Here is a 17,805-nt window from a genome sequence, read left to right as displayed (position 1 = left end):
GGATTCATGGCGCTACTCTAGAAGTTCACGGTAGACCTGCAAGGTAGTCTCTTGCAGCGCCTGTTTCGAAAACAGCTCAGCCGCCCGCGCCCGGGCCCGCCCGGCCAGGGCTGCACGGGCCTCGAGGCTCAGCGACAGCGCAGTGTGCAGTGCAGCGCGCCAGGCCTCAAGATCGCCCGGCGCGGCGCGCCAGCCGGTCTGCCCGTCAGCCACCACCTCGCGGGCACCGCCATGATCGGCGGCGATCACCGGCGCGCCCATGGCCTGGGCCTCTGCGGCCGTGCGCCCGAAGGCTTCAGGCTGCAAAGACGGGCACACCACCACATCCGCGGCCAGATAGGCCGTTGCCATATCGCTTTCATGACCCGGCAGGGCCAGCGTGACCCCTGCGGCCTGCGCTGCGGTGGCCAGCGCGTCCTGATAGGCGTCGCGCCCCTGCGCATCGCCGACGCAGACCAGGCGCACGCCCCGCTCCGCCCTGTCCCATCCCGCCAGCGCCCCGATCATGAAGGCCTGACCCTTCCAGCGCGTCAGCCGGCCGGGCAGCAGGATCACCGCCTCCTCCGGCTGTGCGCCCCAGCGCGCGCGCATCTGTGCGATCCGTTCGGCGCTGACAGTCCCGGGGTCGAAGACATCGAGATCCACACCGCGCGGGATGATGCGCAGCCGGTCCTCGCCCACACCATGCTCGGCGCGGACATGGCCGGCGATGAAGTGCGAGTTGGCGATGACCCGCTCGCCCGACGCCATCACGGCGTTGTAGGCGCGCTTCAGTGCGGACCCGGACGAATAGGTCCCGTGATAGGTGGTGACGAAATGGGCCCCCGCGCGCCGCGCGGCCCAGCGCCCGCTCCAGGCCGGGGCGCGCGACCGGGCATGAACGATGCCGACGTGCTCGGCCTTGATCAGGCGGGCCAGCCGCCCGGCATTGCGCCAGAGCGTGACCGGATTTTTCGATTTCATGTCGAGGCGCACCAACTCGCCGCCAGCCTGCGCCAGCGCGCCTTCCAGCCGTCCGCCGCGGCTGGCCACAAGGCAGCGCCCGCCGGCGCGCGTCACCGCCTCGGCGATCTCGACCGTGGTGCGCTCGGCACCGCCGGCGTCGAGTTCGGGGATGAGCTGGAGTATCACCATCACATGCGTCCGCCTTGCCGCATGGCGCGGCCCGCGTCATGTAACCGTATCGGATGCGCGCGCCAACTGCGCGCCGCGCCCGCCGCACGATACAGATCAAGGCCCGCCATGACTGACCCTGCTGCCACGCCGCTGGACTATATCGACCGGGACGGTGCCCGGCTGGCCTGTGCGCGGCGGCGCGGGCAGGGTCCGGGCGTGATGTTTCTGGGCGGGTTTGACTCCGACATGGGCGGGACCAAGGCGATGGCGCTGGACGCCTGGGCGCAGGCGAACGGGCGTGCGCTTCTGCGCTTTGATTATTTCGCCCACGGTGCCTCGGACGGGAACTGGGACGAGGCCGATATCACGCGCTGGCGTGGCGATGCGCTGGCGGTGCTCGATCAGTTCACCGAGGGGCCGCAGGTGCTGGTCGGTTCATCCATGGGTGGCTGGCTGGCGATCCTGGCGGCGCTGGCGCGGCCTCAGCGGGTCAAGGCGCTGGTGCTGATCGCCCCGGCGGTGGATTTCACCGAAACCCTGATCTGGGAGCGCCTGCCCTTGCATGCGCGCGAGGACATCATGCGCGAGGGCCAATGGACGCGTCCCGGCGGACCGGGCGGCCAGCAGGTGATCACCGCGCGCCTGATCGAGGACGGGCGGCGCTGGCTGTTGCTGGACGCGCCGATCCCTCTGACCTGTCCGGTGCATATCCTTCAGGGCTGGCAGGACCGCGACATGCCGTGGAGCCATTCGGTGCGCCTGATGGAGCAGTTGCCAGACGCGCCGGTCACCCTGACGATGACGCGCAGCGGCGATCACCGGCTGGCTGAAGCTGACGATCTGGCCGAGCTCATTCGCGTTGTGGAGGCGATGTCAGCATGATTGGCCAGCTCTATGAATCCCACGTCCTGCCCCATCTGATCGGTTGCGCCTGCGGCGCGCCGCAGATCATGAAACAGCGCTCGCGCCTGATCCCGCAAGCCAAGGGCCGGGTGCTGGAGGTGGGGTTCGGGACCGGGACCAATCTGGCCTTCTATGATCCGGCGGCCATCACCGAACTCGTCGCGCTGGAGCCGTCAGACGGCATGCGCCGCAAGGCTGCGCCGGCCATTGCCGGCTTTCCGGTCCCGGTGACCTGGCTGGCCGAGGGTGCCGAGACCGCCGTGCTGGAACCGGCGAGCTTCGACACCATCGTGCTGACCTATACCGCCTGCACCATTCCCGATCCGGACCGCGCGCTGGCTGCGCTGCGCCGGGCGCTGAAACCCGGTGGCCAGCTCTTGTTCAGCGAGCATGGCCTGGCCCCTGACGCCGGCATCGCCCGCTGGCAGCGGCGCATCGAACCGGTCTGGAAGCCGCTCGCCGGTGGCTGTCACCTGACCCGGGACCCGGCGGCGATGATCACCCGCGCCGGGTTCACCATCACCCGGATCGAGAGCGGCTATCTGCCCAAGACCCCGAAGATCGCCGGGTATAATACGGCGGGGTGTGCGGCGGGGTGAGGCGCCATCCGCTTCCTCATCCCCCAGACCCGGCCTATATCCGCACCCATGAGCATGACCGTCAAAATCTGCGGCCTCAATGACGCCGCCGCCGTGGACGCCGCCGTGGCGGCGGGCGCGGCGTATCTGGGCTTCATCATCTTCCCGCGATCGCCCCGCGCGCTGACGCCGGCCGCCGCCGGGGCGCTGGCGGTGCGCAAGGGCGCGGCAAAATCGGTAGCGGTGCTGGTGGACCCCGATGATGCGCTGCTGGGCGAGGTGCTGGTGCGCATGAAGCCTGACATCATCCAGCTGCACGGCGATGAAAGCCCGGCGCGCTGCTTCGATGTGCGCTCTTATGTGGGCGAGGGCGTATGGAAGGCGCTGGGCGTGTCGGCGCGCGAAGATCTGGACCGGGCGGCGCGCTGGCGCGGGGCAGTGGACGGGTTTGTGTTCGACGCCAAACCGCCCGCAGACGCTGACCGGCCCGGCGGGCTGGGGGTCGGCTGGGATTACGCGCTCCTGAACGGGTTTGACGCCGGCGCGCCCTGGCTGCTGGCCGGGGGGCTGACCGTGGACAGCGTCGCAGACGCCATTGGCCAAAGCGGCGCGCGCGGCGTGGACGTGGTCTCCGGCGTGGAATCGTCGCCCGGCGTCAAGGATATTGCGAAGATCGACGCCTTTATCGCTGCAGCCCGGGCGCAAGGCGCGCTTGCGCCGTGAGCGCCGAGCGGCTTGTCTCTCACCCCGCCTCAATTGTCAGGACCGTCCCATGACCAAGCCCAACGCCTTCTCCCAGTATCCCGATGCGGCCGGGCGCTTTGGCGCCTATGGCGGGCGCTATGTGGCCGAGACGCTGATGCCCAATATTCTGGCGCTGGAGGCGGCCTATGCTCAGTACAAGGACGACCCGGACTTCGTCGCCGAGTTCGACCTGTTCAGCCGCGATTTCGTGGGCCGGCCGAGCCCGCTCTATTTCGCCGAGCGCCTGACCGAGGCCTTTGGCGGCGCGCAGATCTGGTTCAAGCGCGACGAGCTCAATCATACCGGCGCGCACAAGATCAATAACTGCCTGGGCCAGGTTTTGCTGGCCAAGCGCATGGGCAAGACGCGCATCATCGCCGAAACCGGCGCGGGCCAGCACGGCGTGGCCACGGCCACGGTGGCGGCGCGGTTCGGCATTCCGTGCGAGGTGTTCATGGGCGCCACCGATGTGGAGCGCCAGAAGCCCAACGTGTTCCGGATGAAGCTGCTGGGCGCCAAGGTCCACGCCGTGACCTCCGGGCGCGGCACGCTGAAAGACGCCATGAACGAAGCCTTGAGGGACTGGGTCACCCATCCCGACGAGACCTTCTACGTGATCGGCACGGTGGCCGGTCCCCACCCCTACCCGATGATGGTGCGTGATTTTCAGTCCGTGATCGGACGCGAAGCGCGCGAGCAGATGCTCGAACGCATCGGCCGCCTGCCCGACGCCGCCGTGGCGTGCATTGGCGGCGGGTCCAATGCCATGGGCCTGTTCTATCCCTTCCTCGAAGATGAAAGCGTGCGCCTGATCGGCGTGGAGGCCGCGGGCAAAGGCCTCGACACGCCCGACCACGCCGCCAGCCTGAATGGCGGCAAGCCGGGCATTCTGCACGGCAACCGGACTTATCTCCTGCAGGACGCCGATGGTCAGATCACGGAAGGTCACTCCATTTCCGCGGGTCTGGACTATCCCGGCATCGGGCCGGAGCACGCCTTCCTGCACGATATGGGACGGGCCGAATACCGCTCCGCTACTGACGCCGAGGCGCTGGAAATGTTCCAGATGTGCGCCCAGCTTGAAGGCATCATCCCGGCCCTGGAACCCGCCCATGCGCTCGCCCGCACCCGCGACCTCGCCCGTGAGCTCGGCAAGGACGCCGTCATCCTGATGAATATGTGCGGCCGCGGCGACAAGGACGTGTTCAGTGTGGCGGGCGCGCTGGCGGTGGAGCTGTAACTCCCCCCAAAACGGGCGCAGTTTAGCCGAATACGCTTCTCACGCGCTTGTCCGTAACGACATTTGTAGCTACAATGCAGTTTGAATGGGACGAGGCCAAGGACCGCGCCAACCGGGCCAAGCACGGGATCGGGTTTGACCGGGCGGTGCGGGTGTTCGAGGGCGATTACGTCACCGCTCTGGCGCGCCCGGGGCCTGACGGCGAGGTGCGCTACAACACGATTGGCGTGCTGGATGAGGTCCTGATTGTCAGCGTGATCCACACGGACCGCCACGGAGTCACGCGGATTATCTCGGCGCGGCCGGCGAAGCGGAAGGAGAGGAAATTCTACGATGGGCAAAACCGTAAGGGTCAGACTTGAAGACCTTCCCCCGCTCACCGAGGCGGACCGTGAGGAATTGCGCCGGCTCGCCGAGATCCCCGACGAAGATATCGACACTTCCGACATTCCTGAATGGACCGAAGAAGACTTCGCGCAAGCTGTCTGGCATCCCGGCTATGGCAAGCAGCAGGTGACGGTGCGGCTGGACCGGGACGTTCTGCACTTCTTCAAGCAGGGCGGGCGCGGGTATCAGACCCGCATGAATGCGGTGCTGCGCGCCTATATGGAGGCGGCGAAAAAGGCGTCTGCCTGACGGCCTGCGCAATGCCGGCCAGACAGCCAACGGGCCGGACGCGTTGCGCCCGGCCCGCTGTCTTGCGTCAAGCGTTCAGGAAACCGGTCAGTTCGCTTCGGCGTCCGGCGCGGTGTCACGCACTTCGAACACCTGATTCACGGTCTGGCCGTTTTCAAACACCAGTTCGATCAGCACCTCGCCCGTGGCGAGCACGTCGCGGTCAATCTCGAACAGCATCAGATGATCGCCGCCCGGTGCCAGCGAAATCGAGCCACCCGACGGCACGTCGAGGCCCTCGACGCGGCGCATGCGCATGACGTCCTCTTCCATCGCCATGGTGTGCAGTTCCACGCGTCCGGCGGCATTGGTGCGCGCATCAACCAGACGGCCTTCGGCATTGCCAGCGGTCACCGTCATGAAGGCGGCGGTCACGTCACGGCCCGGCGGGGGATTGCGGATCCAGGCACCGACAACCGTGTAGGCGGTCGGTTCGGACGCCGCGGCGGGCTCCTGCGCGGCCGGGGTCTGGTCCATGGATTCCTGGACACTGGCATCAGAGGCGACGTCCTGAGTGGACGGGCTTGTTGCGTCGGCGTCGTCATAGGAGGCGGGGGCGGCGGGGTCGTTGCAGGCTGCGAGCGCGAGCGCAGAGGCGGCGGCGAGCCAGATTGTGTGACGCATGGGGAGGGGTCCTTGTCTTGCCAACCGGCGCAGACAGACCCGCGCCGGACGGAGATGTTAGGTGGGGATGACAAACATGTAATGCAAGCGCGCGGCGTGTATCAGGCTTTCCAGTAGCCGACCCGGTCACGCACTTCAGCGATCACCGGTTCGGCGGCGGCGCGGGCGCGCTCGGCTCCGCTTGCCAGGATACGGTCAATCTCTGCCGGGTCCGCGATCAGGCGGGCGTATTCGTCCGCGATAGGCGCGATGAACTGTACCGCGATCTCGGCGAGCTTCGGCTTGAACGCACCGAAACCCTGGCCAGCATGCTCGTCGAGGACGGCCTGCGCACTGATCCCGGTCAGCGCCGCGTAGAGACCGACCAGGTTGCGCGCCTCGGGCCGGGCATCCAGTTCGGTGGTGCTGGCGGGCAGGGGTTCGGCGTCGGTCTTGGCCTTCTTGATCTTGCGCGCGATGGTGTCGGCGTCGTCGTGCAGATTGATGCGCGAATTGTCGCTGGGATCGGATTTGGACATTTTCGCCGTGCCGTCCTTGAGCGACATGATGCGCGCGCCCGCGCCGGACGGCGGGATCACCGGCTCGGGCAGGGGCAGCACGGCTTCGCCAGCGCCAAAGTCGCGGTTGAAGCGGGCGGCGATGTCGCGCGACAGCTCCAGATGCTGTTTCTGATCCTCGCCCACAGGCACGTGGGTGGCCTTGTAGATCAATATGTCGGCGGCCTGCAGCACCGGATAGGTGAACAGGCCGACGCTGGCGCGCTCGGCGTCCTTGCCCGCCTTGTCCTTGAACTGGGTCATGCGCTCCAGCCAGCCCAGGCGCGCCACGCACTGGAAAATCCAGGCGAGCTCGGCATGGGCAGGGACTGCCGACTGGGCGAACACGGCGCTGCGGTTCGGGTCCACCCCGGCGGCGATATAGGCGGCGGCCGCGCTGCGCACGCGGCCCGGCAGATCGGCCGGGTCATGGGCCACGGTGATCGCGTGCATGTCCACCACGCAATAGAAACAGTCGGCCTGACCCTCCTGCAGGCGTACCCAGTGTTTCAGCGCGCCCAGATAATTGCCGATATGCAGCCCGCCTGTGGGCTGCATGCCCGACAGGATGCGTTCAGGGCCGGAATAGACGGGCAGGGCGTCGCTCATGGGGGATCCGATGTCTGGTCAGTCGCGAAGGAATAGGGCGCGGTGATAGCCTTGCGCCTCGCAAGGCTCAAGCGTGAACGGCTTGCCGGGTCAGGCCGGGTCCGGCTTGCGCCGCACCAGATCGCGCAGGTCTGAGGGTTGGAGCGCCCCGACAGCCAGCGCGGCGAGGCCATAGACGGCGGCGCCGAGCGCCACCACGGCGCCCAGCACGATCAGCTTGGCAGGATAGGCGCTCAGCGCCGGGACGAGGCCGGTGAGCCAGTCCGCGCCGGGTCCCGCCATGGCCCAGACCGCCGCGCCCATGACAGCCGCGGCGAGCAGCTGGCGCGGCAGGCGTGCAACAAGGCGCGCATCCAATTGCCACAGCCCGCGCGCCAGCAGGGTGCGCGCCAGCAGCGCCACATTGATCCAGCCCGCCACGCTGGTGGCGATGGCCAGACCCAAAAAGCCCATGCCACCGAAGAACAGAGTCACGGCCAGCAGAAAATTGACCGCCACCGACACCAGCGCGTAGCGCATGGGCGTGGCCGTGTCCTCGCGGGCAAAGAAGCCGGGCGCGAGCACCTTGATCAGGATGAAGGCGGGCAGGCCGGCCCCGTAGGCGATCAGGGCCAGCGCGGTATTGGCGGTGTCTTCGGATGTGAACTCGCCCCATTCAAACAATCCGCCGACCAGGAATTGCGGGATCACCAGAATGGCGGCCACGGCCGGCAGGGTCAGGGCCAGCGAGATTTCGATGGAGCGGTTCAGCGTGTACTGGCCGCCCGCCTCGTCCCCGGCACGCAGACGGCGGGCGAGATTGGGCAGCAGCGCCAGGCCCATGGCGATGCCGATCACGCCCAGAGGCAGCTGGAAGAGCCGCTCGGAATAATACAAATAGGACCGCGCGCTCTCCTCCAGCATGGAGATGGAGGAGGTGACCAGCACATTGATCTGGGTGGCACCCGCCGCCACCGCGCCGGGCACACCCAGCACGATCAGGCGCTTGACCCGGGGCGTCACGCGCGGCGCGCGCAGGGTGAGTTTCAGCCGCGCCCGCCGCGCAGCCAGCGCCAGCAGCGCCACCTGCATCACGCCGGACACCGTGACACCGATGGCCAGCCACAGCGCCAGCGCTTCGCGGTCGGCGAATTCGAACATCAAGACCACGATGAGGGCGAGATTGAACAGCATGGGCGCGCCCGCCGCGGTGGCGAAGCGGCCATGGGAATTGAGGCCACCACCGATCAGCGCCGTCACCGTCATGCACAGCAGATAGGGCATCATGATCTGCAACAGCAGGATGCCCAGCGCGAACAGGCCGGGATCATTGATCTGGCCGGGGAAGAAGACGTAGCCGATCCACGGTGCCAGCAGCTGAATGGCGACCACCACCAGAAGCGTGACGGTGGCCAGAACGCTCAGCGCTTCGCTGGCGAAGGCATCGGCTTCTTCCCTGCCCTTGCCCTCCAGCTCGCGCGCATAAAGCGGCACGAAGGCGGCGTTGAACGCGCCCTCGGCCAGCACCCGGCGGAAGGTGTTGGGGATGACCAGCGCCTGGAAGAACACGTCGGCCACCGGCCCGGCACCGAGACGCCCGGCCATCAGGCTTTCGCGGGCGAGGCCCAGAATGCGGCTGGCCAACGTAAAGGCGCTCACGACGCCCAGATTGCGAAACAGCCTCATCGCCCGGCGCTCGCCGGAATGGGCGCGGGGCCTGCGCCGGATGGGGTCCCCAGCGCCGCTTCCGCTTCAGCGAGCACCGCTTCCAGTGCCTGGGTGATGGTTTCGAGCAGAGCCGGATCATCGGGCTTTGCGCCCTTGCAGGTGACGTAGAATGTGTCCACGGCGCGCTGGCCGTAGCCGTCAATGCGCGCGGCCTGCAGTGACAGGCCCAGCCCCGTCAGCGTGTGCGCCAGCGCGTGCAGAAGACCCGGACGGTCGCGGCCCGAGGCTTCAATGACCAGCGCATTGTCAGCGGCTTCAAGGTCCAGCTTCACGTAGGGGCTTACCGCAAACGCTGCCTCGCGCCGGCGCAGGGGCTGGACGGGCAGGCGCCAGTCGGCGGCCAGCCCGTCGCGCGCGGCGGTTTCCACCGCGTCCTTGAGGCGCGAGCGTGCGCGGGGATCGGACCAGCCGAAGGGGCGTCCGCCGCCCTCCTGGACGAAGAACACGTCGAACGCCTGCCCGCCATGGGTGGTGGCGACCTGGGCGCCGACCACATTGGCGCCTTCGCGCGCCAGCGCGCCGGCGATGTCGGCGAACAGGCCGTCGCGGTCGGGTGCCAGCACCATCACCTCACAGGCCGAGCGGCGCTTGTCGATGCGCACGCCCGCGGCGATATCGCGGCCCATGGCGGCGCTGGCGCGGACAAACGCCGCGTGACGCAGCCGGTCGCTCTCGGCGAAGGCCAGCCAGTAGGGGTCATCCATCTCGCCGATCCAGCGCTGCGCAAAGTCCGCGTCGAACCGGCCCACCACAGACCGGAAGGCTGCGCGGGCGGCATCCGCGCGGGCGGCCAGGCGCGCGCGGGCCGCGTCCTCGCCGCGCTCCCCGCCCTCGGCCAGTACGGCGGCGGTGGCCTGATAGAGATCGCGCAGAAGCTGGGCTTTCCAGCCATTCCACACACCCGGACCCACGGCGCGGATGTCCACCACGGTCAATATGGTCAGTAGCCGCAAGCGCTCCAGCGTGCCGCACAGGCGCGCGAAATCCAGCACGGTGCGTGGATCGGAAATATCGCGCCGCTGGGCCGCGTCGCTCATTTCAAGGTGGTTGGCGATCAGCCAGGCGGTGAGCTCCACCTCGTTCTCGTCCAGCCCCAGGCGCGGGCCGGCAACCCGCGCATTGGCGGCGCCCTCCACGCACTGGTCGCCCTTGCCCTTGCCGGTATCGTGCAGCAACACGGCCAGATGCAGCGCCCGGCGCGACGAGATTTTCTGCGCCAGGCTGGTGGCCAGCGGGTGATCGCCTGCCAGCTTGCCTTGCTCGATCAGACGCAACAGGCCCAGCGCGTTGAGCGTATGCTCGTCCACGGTGAAGCGGTGATACATGTTGAACTGGGTGCGCGCGACAATATCGCCGAACTCCGGGATATAGGCACCCAGCAGACCCGCCTCGGTCATGGCGCGCAGGGTCATGCGCGGATCCTCGGCGTCCAGCAGCACCGCAAAGAAGCTGCGCGCGGCGCGCGGATCGCTGCGCAAGGCGTCGTCGATCAGGCGCAGGGACTGGCCGATGCGCGCCACCGCGTCGGGGTGCAGATCGTAATGGCGCGCCGCCGCTGCTTCGAACAGGCGCAGCATCATCACCGGATCGGATTCAATCGCCGCCGGGTCGGCAAAGCACAGCCGCCCTGCGCGCAGGGTGAAGCCTTCCTCGGCCAGGCCTTCGGCGTCCGCCATGCCGTCGGACGGCAGGAAGCGCCCGGCGGCGCCCGGCGCGTCTTTCAGCTCATCGGCCTCCAGCTTGGCGCAGACCAGGCGGGTCAGTGCGCCCACATCGATGGCTTTGAGAAAATAGTCGCGCATGAAGGCTTCCACCCCCAGCGCATCGGCGCGGTCGTCATAGCCCATGCGCACGGCCACGCCGGGCTGCATGTCAAAGCTCAGCCGGTCGTCCTTGCGCCCGACCAGCGCATGCAGGTGAAAGCGCACAGTCCAGAAGAAGTCGGCGGCATTGAGATAGCGCTCCACATCAGTGACGGACAAAAGCCCGACCGCCACCCAGCGCTCCATGGCGTCAGCGCCGTAGAGCACCTGGGCCAGCCAGCGCACGGTCTGCAGATCGCGCAGGGCACCCTTGCCGTCCTTGATATGAGGTTCGACCGCATAGCGGCTGTCGCCCTGGCGGTCGACGCGGGCATCGCGCTCGGTCAGCTTGGCGGCAGCGAAGGCACCGGCGCGCTCGCCCAGCAATTCCTCCTCGAACGCGCTCAGCAGCTTGCGCACCAGCCGCACATCGCCGGTCAGGCTGCGGATATCCAGAAGCGCTGTGCGTTCAGAGACATCGTCGCGCGCCAGCGCAATCGCCTCCTTCACCGTGCGGATGGCACCGCCACCCACCGGCAGTCCGCTATCCCACAGGGCATAGAGCGTGCGCTCGACGATCAGCGTGGCGTGTTCGGGGGCGGGATCATCGACCAGGAATAACAGATCGATATCACTGTGCGGGGCCAGTTCGCCCGCGCCATATCCACCCACGGCGCACAGGGCCAGCCCCGGCGTGCGCGCGCCCTGATCAGTCAGATCGCTGGCGATGGAATCATACAGCGCGCGCAGCACGGCATTCATCACGCCCGACAGGGTCCGTGCTGCCTCCAGCCCGCCACTGGCGCCCTGGAGCCGGGACTCGGCAAGGGCGCGCCCGCGGGTGAGATAGGCTTTCAGCTTGGCCAAAGCCGCCTGACGCTCCGCCGGCTGATCCCAGCCATTGCGCGTGCACGCGGCAAGCTCTGCGCGCAGGCGCAGGCCGTCAAGCGAGGCAGGAAGGGAGGTGGGCCGGATCATGGGCCCTGTTCTACGCCAGCGCCCCCCGTCCTGTCAGCGCTCTTCCACCTCGACCACCAGCGCCTCGCTGGCGGGCACCTGGCCGCGCACCAGCGACTGGTACGCACCCAAAGCCTCCGCCCCGCCGGTGAGGCTGCGCCAGGCCAGGAGGTCATCGGCTGCGGCGACAAACTGCGACCAGGCTTCGCCCTGGCGTTTGGCGAATCCGTCCGGTCCCCACTCGGCGATGCGGTCGCGGGCATGGTCGGGCGCGAAGAAAAAGGCGGGTCTGGGTCCGGGCAGATCAGATGCGGGCGCGCTGTCATCCCAATGGGCACCGCCGACGCGGATATTGGCTTTCAGATTGTCGCCGAAACGCCCGTGCAGCGCCCGGTTCACATCCGCCGCCCCGGCGAAATCAACGATCAACCGGGCAGGGGCGGGGTCCATGGCGGCGATGCCGTCGTAATCGGTGATGTCGTCATACAGCCCCGACGCCTCCACAAAGGCCGCATTGCGTGCCGCGGTCAGCGCCTCGATGCGCAGGCCGTCTGGCCGGCTGCGTCCCAAAAGGAAGGCGAGCGCCAGGGCGGTCTTGCTGGATGCGCTGGTCAGGGTGATGCGCTGCGCGCCGGCAAAGCCGGTGTCGCGCAAATGCGCGTCGATCAGGAAGGAGGTGAGAAACAAGGGCTGCAGCACCATTTGTGCGGCCTCGCGCTGCGGGTCATAGGCCGGGTCGGCGGCGCAGCGCACATAGCGGTTATACACAGCCGGCAGGGCGGAGCGGTGGTCTGCCGCATCGATGAAGCTGTCGGGGCGGATCTTGCCGGGGGTGACCACCAGCTCGCTGGCAGCGGGGAAATAGCCATAGACGCGCTCGCCCACGTCCAGCCCTGGTGCACGGCTTTCGGTCACCTGCGCAAAGCCCCACACCGGCAGGCGCCCGCGCCCGTCCGGGCCGGGGAAGAAGCGCCAATAGCCCATGGCCTGGCCGAAGGCTGCATAGGTGATGTTGTTGGCGGTCAGCGCAAAGCGGCGCACGGCCAGGCGGGCTTCGCCGTGTTCAAGCGCGCGCGCCCCGGCCTCCACAATGGCGGCGTCCGTGATGTTGACTTGATCAATGCTCAGCGCCCAGCCCATGGCCCGCGTCTCCTTCAGCGTGAGGATATTCAGTGATGCAGATGATCGTCCGGCCGGTCATCGGGTGACCAGTGGCGCAGCACGTCCGGGTCCGGGGTGCCATAGTCTTCGGGCAGGTCCGGGCAGGGCGCGCTTTTGAGGACGTCGCGGATGATCGCCAGGCGCGCCGCGCGCTTGTCATCGGCGTTCACCACGCGCCAGGCGACCGGGTCGCCGGTGACGGCCAACATGGTGTTGCGCGCCTTGGAATAGGCGTCAAATTTCTTCAGGGCGACGGCGTCCACAGGCGAGATTTTCCACGATTTGAGCGGATTGACCCAGCGGTCCTCCAGCCGCTGCGCCTGCTCGGCGCGCGACAGGTCGAGATAGTATTTCAGGAGCACCAGCCCGTCATTGACCAGAATCTGCTCGAACGGCCCGACATTTTGCAGGAAGGCCTTGTGCTGGGCGGGAGTGCAGAATCCCATCACCGGCTCAACGCCGGCACGGTTGTACCAGGAGCGGTTGAACAGCACGGTTTCGCCGCCCGCCGGCAAATGCTCGGTCCAGCGCTGGAAATACCAGCTCGACCGGTCGCGCTCGGTGGGCTTGCCCAGCGCCACCACACGGGTGTCGCGCGGCGATTGATGCTGGACGATGCGCTTGATCACCCCGTCCTTGCCCGCCGAGTCGCGCCCCTCCAGAATGATCAGAAGGCGCGCCTCGGTGGCGATCAGATGGCGTTGCAGCGCCACGAGTCCGATCTGGAGCCGGGTCAGCTCGCTTTTGTAGAATGTCTTGTCCATCGCCGGTCACACTGCGCCTGTGTGCGCCTCAAGTCGAGGCCGGGGCACTGCGCCGCCTTTCCAAACCGTCATATCATGTTGCCTTGTGCGGCGCGTAGGTTGGGCTAAACAAGCGTGCTCCGGCCCCAGCGGACGAGCCCGCCATGTCACTCCATGCGATTGAAACCCGTGCCCTGTCGCGCCGTTTTGGCGAGAAGCGTGCTGTGGACGGCATCGATCTCGAGGTCCGCCGCGGCGAGATTTTCGCCGTGCTCGGCCCCAATGGCGCGGGCAAGACCACGCTGGTGCGCATGCTGGCGACGCTGCTGCGGCCCTCCGGCGGCAGCGCGCTGGTGCTGGGCCATGATATCGAGCGCGAGCCGCGCGAGGTGCGCCGCAAGATCAGCCTGACGGGCCAGTTCGCCTCGGTGGATGAAGACCTGACCGGGTATGAGAACCTCTTGCTGCTCGCGCGCCTGTCCGGTCTGAAAGGTGCTGACGCCAGGGGCCGGGCCATGGACCTGCTGGGCGCGTTTGATCTCGCTGACGCTGCGGGCAAGCAGGCAAAGGATTATTCCGGCGGCATGCGGCGCAAGCTCGATATCGCGTCCAGCCTGGTCCGCCGGCCCGAGCTGCTCTTCCTTGACGAGCCGACCACCGGGCTCGATCCGCGCTCGCGCAATCAGGTCTGGGACATCGTGCGCGGCCTGGCCGCCAGCGGCACGACCATCCTCCTGACCACGCAATACCTCGAAGAGGCTGACCAGCTGGCCGGGGAGATCGCCGTGGTCGATCATGGCCGCATCATTGCGCGCGGAACCAGCGCCGAGTTGAAAGCGACTGTCGGCGGGGGCGTATTGCAGATCAGCCTGACCCGTTCGGACCGGCGCGAGGACGCCTCCCGCCTGCTGGCCGGCATTCTGCACGGCGAGTTGCGCGCCGGCGGCAATGGCGCATCGCTGAGCGTGGACGTGTCTGATCCCGATGCGGGACTGGCGGCCCTGAGTGCCCTGTCGGCGGCGGGGATCACGCTGTCAGGCTACAGCCTCAGCCAGCCGAGCCTGGATGAAGTCTTCTTCGCCCTCACCGGACGCCCGCCGGAGGCGGAGGACGGGCCGGAAACCGGTCCAGACCTGAAGGCCGCGCCATGAGCGATGTGACAAAGCCCCTGGAGCGCACCGCGCAGGACGCGGTGCTCTCCGCCCCGGCCATGGCCGCCAGCCCGCCCCATGCGGTGTCGGTCAGCCTGACCTATGCCTGGCGGGCGCTTTTGAAGATCAAGCACATGCCCGAACAGCTGTTCGACGTGGTGGTGACCCCCATCATGTTCACGGTGATGTTCACCTATCTGTTCGGCGGCGCGCTGGCGGGGTCCACCGACGCCTATCTGCAATTCCTGTTGCCGGGCATTCTGGTGCAGACGATTGTGTTCACCTCGGTCTATACCGGGTTCACGCTCAATACCGACATTTCCAAAGGCGTGTTCGACCGCTTCCGCTCGCTGCCGGTATGGTCGCCGGGGCCGATCGCCGGGGCGATGCTGGCCGACGTGTTCCGTTTCACCGCCTCGGGCGTGATCGTCTTCATCATCGGCACGCTGATGGGCTACCGGCCCGAAGGCGGCTTCATCGCAGTGATCCCGGCCCTGTTGCTGCTCAATGCGTTCGCGCTGGGCTTTGGCTGGATATTCACCGCGCTCGCCCTGTCGGTGCGCACGCCGTCGACGGTGATGACGCTGGCCTGGCTGGTGCTGATGCCGTTGACCTTTGCGTCCAACATCTATGTCGATCCGGCCACCATGCCCGGCTGGCTTCAGTCGGTGGTGGCGGTGAATCCGGTCACCCTGCTGGTCACGGCGATTCGCGATGTCATGGCCGGAACGCCGGACCTGCGCGCCGTCCTGCTGGCCCTGCTGGCACCGGGCCTGATCGCGGCGGTGTTCGGTCCGATCACCATGTGGCTCTACCGCAAGGAGCGCTAGGGTGGTGCGGGGGCGCACCGGGCCCGCCTCAATGCTTGCGCCGCGCCCGCCTGACAGGCGATGGTGTGGCGATGCGATATCTTGGCCCTGCGCTTTTCACCCTCATCACCCTCATCGCCGCCGCCGCGGCGGGCTGGTTTGCGCTGACCCGCAATCCGGACGGCCTGTCCCTGCGTGATCTCGGTCAGACCGCGGGCGAGGCTTATGTGTTTGGCTATCCTCTGGTGCTGATGGAGGAGACGCGCGCGGTGATGCTGGCGCGGGTCGAGGCTGACGGCGAACCGGGCGGCGTCAACACGCTGCATCACCGTCGTGACCTGCCCCAGGCCGGGGATGATACGGTGGTGCGGCCCAATCTCGACACGCTCTATTCCATCGCCTGGCTCGATCTGTCTGACGGGCCTGCCGTGCTGCGCTGGCCGGACATGGGGGAGCGCTACTGGCTGCTCCAGGTGCTGGACGCCTGGACCGATGTGGCCGGCGCGCCGGGTTCGCGTACGGCGGGGTCCGGGCCGGGGCTGGCCTTCATTACCGGGCCGGACTGGGACGGGCCGGCCCTGCCGGGTGCCGTGCATGTGCGCGTCTCGACGCCCATGGCCTGGGTGATCGGGCGCATTGAGATCGCGCCGGGCGAAGACTTCGCCCCCGTCCATGCCCTGCAGGATGGCATATCGCTAGCCGCGCCTACGCCCTCGGCCCCGGCGCGGATAGGCGACACCGGCCTGCGCCCGCCCGATGCCGTGGAGGCGCTGGCGCCGGACGCATTCTTTGCCCGTCTGTCCGCGCTGATGGCACAGAACCCGGCCCGCGCGGACGATGCGCAGATGCGTGCACGCCTCGCCGCGCTGGGGGTTGATCGGGAGACCGGTACGCTGGACCGGAGCGGGTACGGCCTGTTGGCGCGCCGGGTGATAGGGCGCGGGGTGGCGGTGGCGCGCACACGGCTGGCCGAGGCCGACCGCCAGCCGCCCGGACCGGAGGGCTGGCGCACGCTGACCGAAGGGCTGGGCGATTACGCGACCAATTACGCCCTGCGCGCGGGCGTGGCGCATATCGGGCTGGGTGCCAATCTGGCGGCGGATGCGATTTATCCCAACGCATCGGTCGATCGCGACGGCCAGCCACTCCACAGCAGTCACACCTATATTCTGCGTTTCGAGCCCGGGGCCCTGCCGCCGGCGGACGCGTTCTGGTCGATCACCCTTTATGACGCCGACGGTTTTCTGCCCGAGGGTGCCGCCGGGCGCCATGCGCTCGGGGACCGGGACGATCTGACTTACGATTCCGACGGTGGGCTGACCATAAGGATTTCCACCGAACCGCCCGGGGCCTCGCCGGAATCCAACTGGCTGCCAGCCCCGCCGGACGCACCTTTCGCCCTGACGGCACGCCTGTACGTGCCCCGCGATCCGGCGCTCTCGGGCGAATGGACCATGCCGGGCGTGGAGCGGCGCTGAGGCCCGCGCTCTTGTAAGGCGTAGCGCGCGCGGGCAGGCTTGGCGTGTGATGATGCCCGTCCGCCCCGCAAAGGCCGCCATGACCGGATTCTGCATTGCCTGCCGGGCGGCCGTCCGGCTCATGGCGCTCGCCGCAACGGGGCTGCTTGGCGCGTGCGCAAGCGGCTCCCTGATCGACACGCGCCATGCCAGCGAGGCGCATGACAGCCGGGTGCGCTATATCATCGTGCATTACACGGCGGTGGATTTCGACGAGTCCCTGCGCCTGCTCTCCCGGACCGGGGTCTCCAGCCACTATCTCATCGACCGCGACCCCGCGCGCATTCACCGGCTGGTGCCCGAGCATCGGCGCGCGCGCCATGCCGGCGTCTCCAGCTGGCGCGGCGAGACCTATCTCAACACCGCCTCTATCGGGATCGAGATCGTCAATCGCGGCTATGACTGGGGCGCGCCGGACGACTGGGAGCCCTATGACGAGGCGCAGATCGCGGCCGCCGCCTGGCTAATCGCCGACATCGCGGCGCGCAACGAGATTCTCCCCCACCGCATTCTGGGCCATGCGGAGGTTTCGCCGGGACGCAAGTCTGATCCCGGGCCGTTGTTTCCGTGGCGGCGCCTGGCCTGGGCCGGGCTCATTCCGTGGCCGGACGAAACGAGACTGGAGGCGCTGACCGCGCAGTATCAGGAGGCGCTTCCCGACGCGGCCTGGCATCAGGCGCGCCTGCGCCGGCACGGCTACCCGATTCAGGAAACCGGCGCGTGGGACGAGCAGACCCGCACGGTGCTGAGCGTTTTCCAGATGCGCTTCCGCCCGGCTCGCCACGATGGCGTGACCGACGCTCAGACGGCGGCGCTGCTGGATCTGGCGACGGACCCGGACGGGTTGATGATCCGCGGCGCGGACGGGGTGTGGCGGGCATACCGGAGGCGGTGAAGCTGCCGGTGTTGATTTGTTGCGAGGCGGTCATGCGT

The 17,805-nt window shown here is 68.0% G+C and carries 17 protein-coding genes; 10 read left to right on the top strand and 7 right to left on the bottom strand.

Annotated elements, in window-relative coordinates; translation table 11 throughout:
- Positions 1-12 precede the first annotated feature (12 nt).
- Positions 13-1,134 carry a glycosyltransferase family 4 protein gene (locus L2D00_09360; GenBank protein WBQ12051.1) on the bottom strand — a complete coding sequence of 374 codons (1,122 nt, stop codon included), beginning with the start codon at positions 1,132-1,134 and terminating at the stop codon, positions 13-15.
- 108 nt (positions 1,135-1,242) lie between these two features.
- Here L2D00_09360 and L2D00_09355 point away from each other — a divergent pair, with 108 nt between their 5' ends.
- The 6 genes from L2D00_09355 (at position 1,243) to L2D00_09330 (ending at position 5,217) form a co-directional block, all read left to right on the top strand.
- Positions 1,243-1,998, top strand: coding sequence for an alpha/beta hydrolase (locus L2D00_09355; GenBank protein WBQ12050.1), 756 nt, complete (start codon positions 1,243-1,245; stop codon positions 1,996-1,998).
- Entirely contained in the window at positions 1,995-2,618 is a 624-nt protein-coding gene (locus tag L2D00_09350) for a class I SAM-dependent methyltransferase (protein ID WBQ12049.1), read from the top strand. Before L2D00_09355 ends, L2D00_09350 begins: the two co-directional genes overlap by 4 nt.
- 54 nt (positions 2,619-2,672) lie before the next feature.
- Complete coding sequence (locus tag L2D00_09345; GenBank protein WBQ12048.1) at positions 2,673-3,320, top strand: phosphoribosylanthranilate isomerase; 648 nt, start codon at positions 2,673-2,675, stop codon at positions 3,318-3,320.
- A 49-nt stretch (positions 3,321-3,369) separates the two neighbouring features.
- Positions 3,370-4,581, top strand: a complete 1,212-nt coding sequence (trpB, locus tag L2D00_09340) for a tryptophan synthase subunit beta (GenBank protein ID WBQ12047.1) — start codon at positions 3,370-3,372, stop codon at positions 4,579-4,581.
- A 74-nt stretch (positions 4,582-4,655) separates the two neighbouring features.
- Entirely contained in the window at positions 4,656-4,943 is a 288-nt protein-coding gene (locus tag L2D00_09335) for a BrnT family toxin (GenBank protein WBQ12046.1), read from the top strand.
- Positions 4,915-5,217 carry a BrnA antitoxin family protein gene (locus L2D00_09330; GenBank protein ID WBQ12045.1) on the top strand — a complete coding sequence of 101 codons (303 nt, stop codon included), beginning with the start codon at positions 4,915-4,917 and terminating at the stop codon, positions 5,215-5,217. The genes L2D00_09335 and L2D00_09330 overlap by 29 nt, the downstream gene beginning before the upstream one ends.
- Before the next feature lie 87 nt (positions 5,218-5,304).
- Here L2D00_09330 and L2D00_09325 read toward each other — a convergent pair whose 3' ends face one another.
- The 6 genes from L2D00_09325 to ppk2 form a co-directional block, all read right to left on the bottom strand.
- On the bottom strand, positions 5,305-5,880 hold the full coding sequence (locus tag L2D00_09325) for a copper chaperone PCu(A)C (GenBank protein WBQ12044.1): 576 nt from the start codon (positions 5,878-5,880) through the stop codon (positions 5,305-5,307).
- Positions 5,881-5,981: 101 nt separating this feature from the next.
- Positions 5,982-7,025: a tryptophan--tRNA ligase gene (gene trpS, locus L2D00_09320; GenBank protein WBQ12043.1), complete on the bottom strand. Its 1,044-nt coding sequence runs from the start codon at positions 7,023-7,025 to the stop codon at positions 5,982-5,984.
- Between the two features lie 90 nt (positions 7,026-7,115).
- Positions 7,116-8,690 carry a murein biosynthesis integral membrane protein MurJ gene (murJ, locus tag L2D00_09315; protein ID WBQ12042.1) on the bottom strand — a complete coding sequence of 525 codons (1,575 nt, stop codon included), beginning with the start codon at positions 8,688-8,690 and terminating at the stop codon, positions 7,116-7,118.
- Positions 8,687-11,512 carry a [protein-PII] uridylyltransferase gene (locus L2D00_09310; protein WBQ12041.1) on the bottom strand — a complete coding sequence of 942 codons (2,826 nt, stop codon included), beginning with the start codon at positions 11,510-11,512 and terminating at the stop codon, positions 8,687-8,689. Before L2D00_09310 ends, murJ begins: the two co-directional genes overlap by 4 nt.
- Before the next feature lie 33 nt (positions 11,513-11,545).
- On the bottom strand, positions 11,546-12,631 hold the full coding sequence (locus L2D00_09305; GenBank protein WBQ12040.1) for a DUF2855 family protein: 1,086 nt from the start codon (positions 12,629-12,631) through the stop codon (positions 11,546-11,548).
- Between the two features lie 29 nt (positions 12,632-12,660).
- A complete protein-coding gene (gene ppk2, locus L2D00_09300) occupies positions 12,661-13,416 on the bottom strand; it encodes a polyphosphate kinase 2 (GenBank protein ID WBQ12039.1) in 756 nt (251 codons plus the stop codon).
- 143 nt (positions 13,417-13,559) lie between these two features.
- Between ppk2 and L2D00_09295 the strand changes: the two genes are divergently transcribed.
- The 4 genes from L2D00_09295 (at position 13,560) to L2D00_09280 (ending at position 17,767) form a co-directional block, all read left to right on the top strand.
- Entirely contained in the window at positions 13,560-14,546 is a 987-nt protein-coding gene (locus L2D00_09295) for an ATP-binding cassette domain-containing protein (GenBank protein WBQ12038.1), read from the top strand.
- Entirely contained in the window at positions 14,543-15,376 is an 834-nt protein-coding gene (locus tag L2D00_09290) for an ABC transporter permease (GenBank protein ID WBQ12037.1), read from the top strand. The genes L2D00_09295 and L2D00_09290 overlap by 4 nt, the downstream gene beginning before the upstream one ends.
- A 71-nt stretch (positions 15,377-15,447) precedes the next feature.
- Positions 15,448-16,833, top strand: coding sequence for a DUF1254 domain-containing protein (locus L2D00_09285; protein ID WBQ12036.1), 1,386 nt, complete (start codon positions 15,448-15,450; stop codon positions 16,831-16,833).
- A 79-nt stretch (positions 16,834-16,912) separates the two neighbouring features.
- Entirely contained in the window at positions 16,913-17,767 is an 855-nt protein-coding gene (locus L2D00_09280; GenBank protein ID WBQ12035.1) for an N-acetylmuramoyl-L-alanine amidase, read from the top strand.
- The last annotated feature ends 38 nt before the right edge of the window (positions 17,768-17,805 follow it).

It is taken from the genome of Hyphomonadaceae bacterium BL14, assembly GCA_027627705.1.
Lineage (GTDB): Bacteria > Pseudomonadota > Alphaproteobacteria > Caulobacterales > Maricaulaceae > Oceanicaulis.
The sequence above is the reverse complement of the archived record's forward strand: the minus strand, read 5'-3'. Positions and strand labels throughout refer to the sequence as shown.

Bases quoted from the DNA above. Each gene is read 5' to 3' on its own strand.
- L2D00_09360 (WBQ12051.1), bottom strand. From the start codon at position 1,134: ATGGTGATACTCCAGCTCATCCCCGAACTCGACGCCGGCGGTGCCGAG.
- L2D00_09355 (WBQ12050.1), top strand. From the start codon at position 1,243: ATGACTGACCCTGCTGCCACGCCGCTGGACTATATCGACCGGGACGGT.
- L2D00_09350 (WBQ12049.1), top strand. From the start codon at position 1,995: ATGATTGGCCAGCTCTATGAATCCCACGTCCTGCCCCATCTGATCGGT.
- L2D00_09345 (WBQ12048.1), top strand. From the start codon at position 2,673: ATGACCGTCAAAATCTGCGGCCTCAATGACGCCGCCGCCGTGGACGCC.
- trpB (WBQ12047.1), top strand. From the start codon at position 3,370: ATGACCAAGCCCAACGCCTTCTCCCAGTATCCCGATGCGGCCGGGCGC.
- L2D00_09335 (WBQ12046.1), top strand. From the start codon at position 4,656: ATGCAGTTTGAATGGGACGAGGCCAAGGACCGCGCCAACCGGGCCAAG.
- L2D00_09330 (WBQ12045.1), top strand. From the start codon at position 4,915: ATGGGCAAAACCGTAAGGGTCAGACTTGAAGACCTTCCCCCGCTCACC.
- L2D00_09325 (WBQ12044.1), bottom strand. From the start codon at position 5,880: ATGCGTCACACAATCTGGCTCGCCGCCGCCTCTGCGCTCGCGCTCGCA.
- trpS (WBQ12043.1), bottom strand. From the start codon at position 7,025: ATGAGCGACGCCCTGCCCGTCTATTCCGGCCCTGAACGCATCCTGTCG.
- murJ (WBQ12042.1), bottom strand. From the start codon at position 8,690: ATGAGGCTGTTTCGCAATCTGGGCGTCGTGAGCGCCTTTACGTTGGCC.
- L2D00_09310 (WBQ12041.1), bottom strand. From the start codon at position 11,512: ATGATCCGGCCCACCTCCCTTCCTGCCTCGCTTGACGGCCTGCGCCTG.
- L2D00_09305 (WBQ12040.1), bottom strand. From the start codon at position 12,631: ATGGGCTGGGCGCTGAGCATTGATCAAGTCAACATCACGGACGCCGCC.
- ppk2 (WBQ12039.1), bottom strand. From the start codon at position 13,416: ATGGACAAGACATTCTACAAAAGCGAGCTGACCCGGCTCCAGATCGGA.
- L2D00_09295 (WBQ12038.1), top strand. From the start codon at position 13,560: ATGTCACTCCATGCGATTGAAACCCGTGCCCTGTCGCGCCGTTTTGGC.
- L2D00_09290 (WBQ12037.1), top strand. From the start codon at position 14,543: ATGAGCGATGTGACAAAGCCCCTGGAGCGCACCGCGCAGGACGCGGTG.
- L2D00_09285 (WBQ12036.1), top strand. From the start codon at position 15,448: ATGCGATATCTTGGCCCTGCGCTTTTCACCCTCATCACCCTCATCGCC.
- L2D00_09280 (WBQ12035.1), top strand. From the start codon at position 16,913: ATGACCGGATTCTGCATTGCCTGCCGGGCGGCCGTCCGGCTCATGGCG.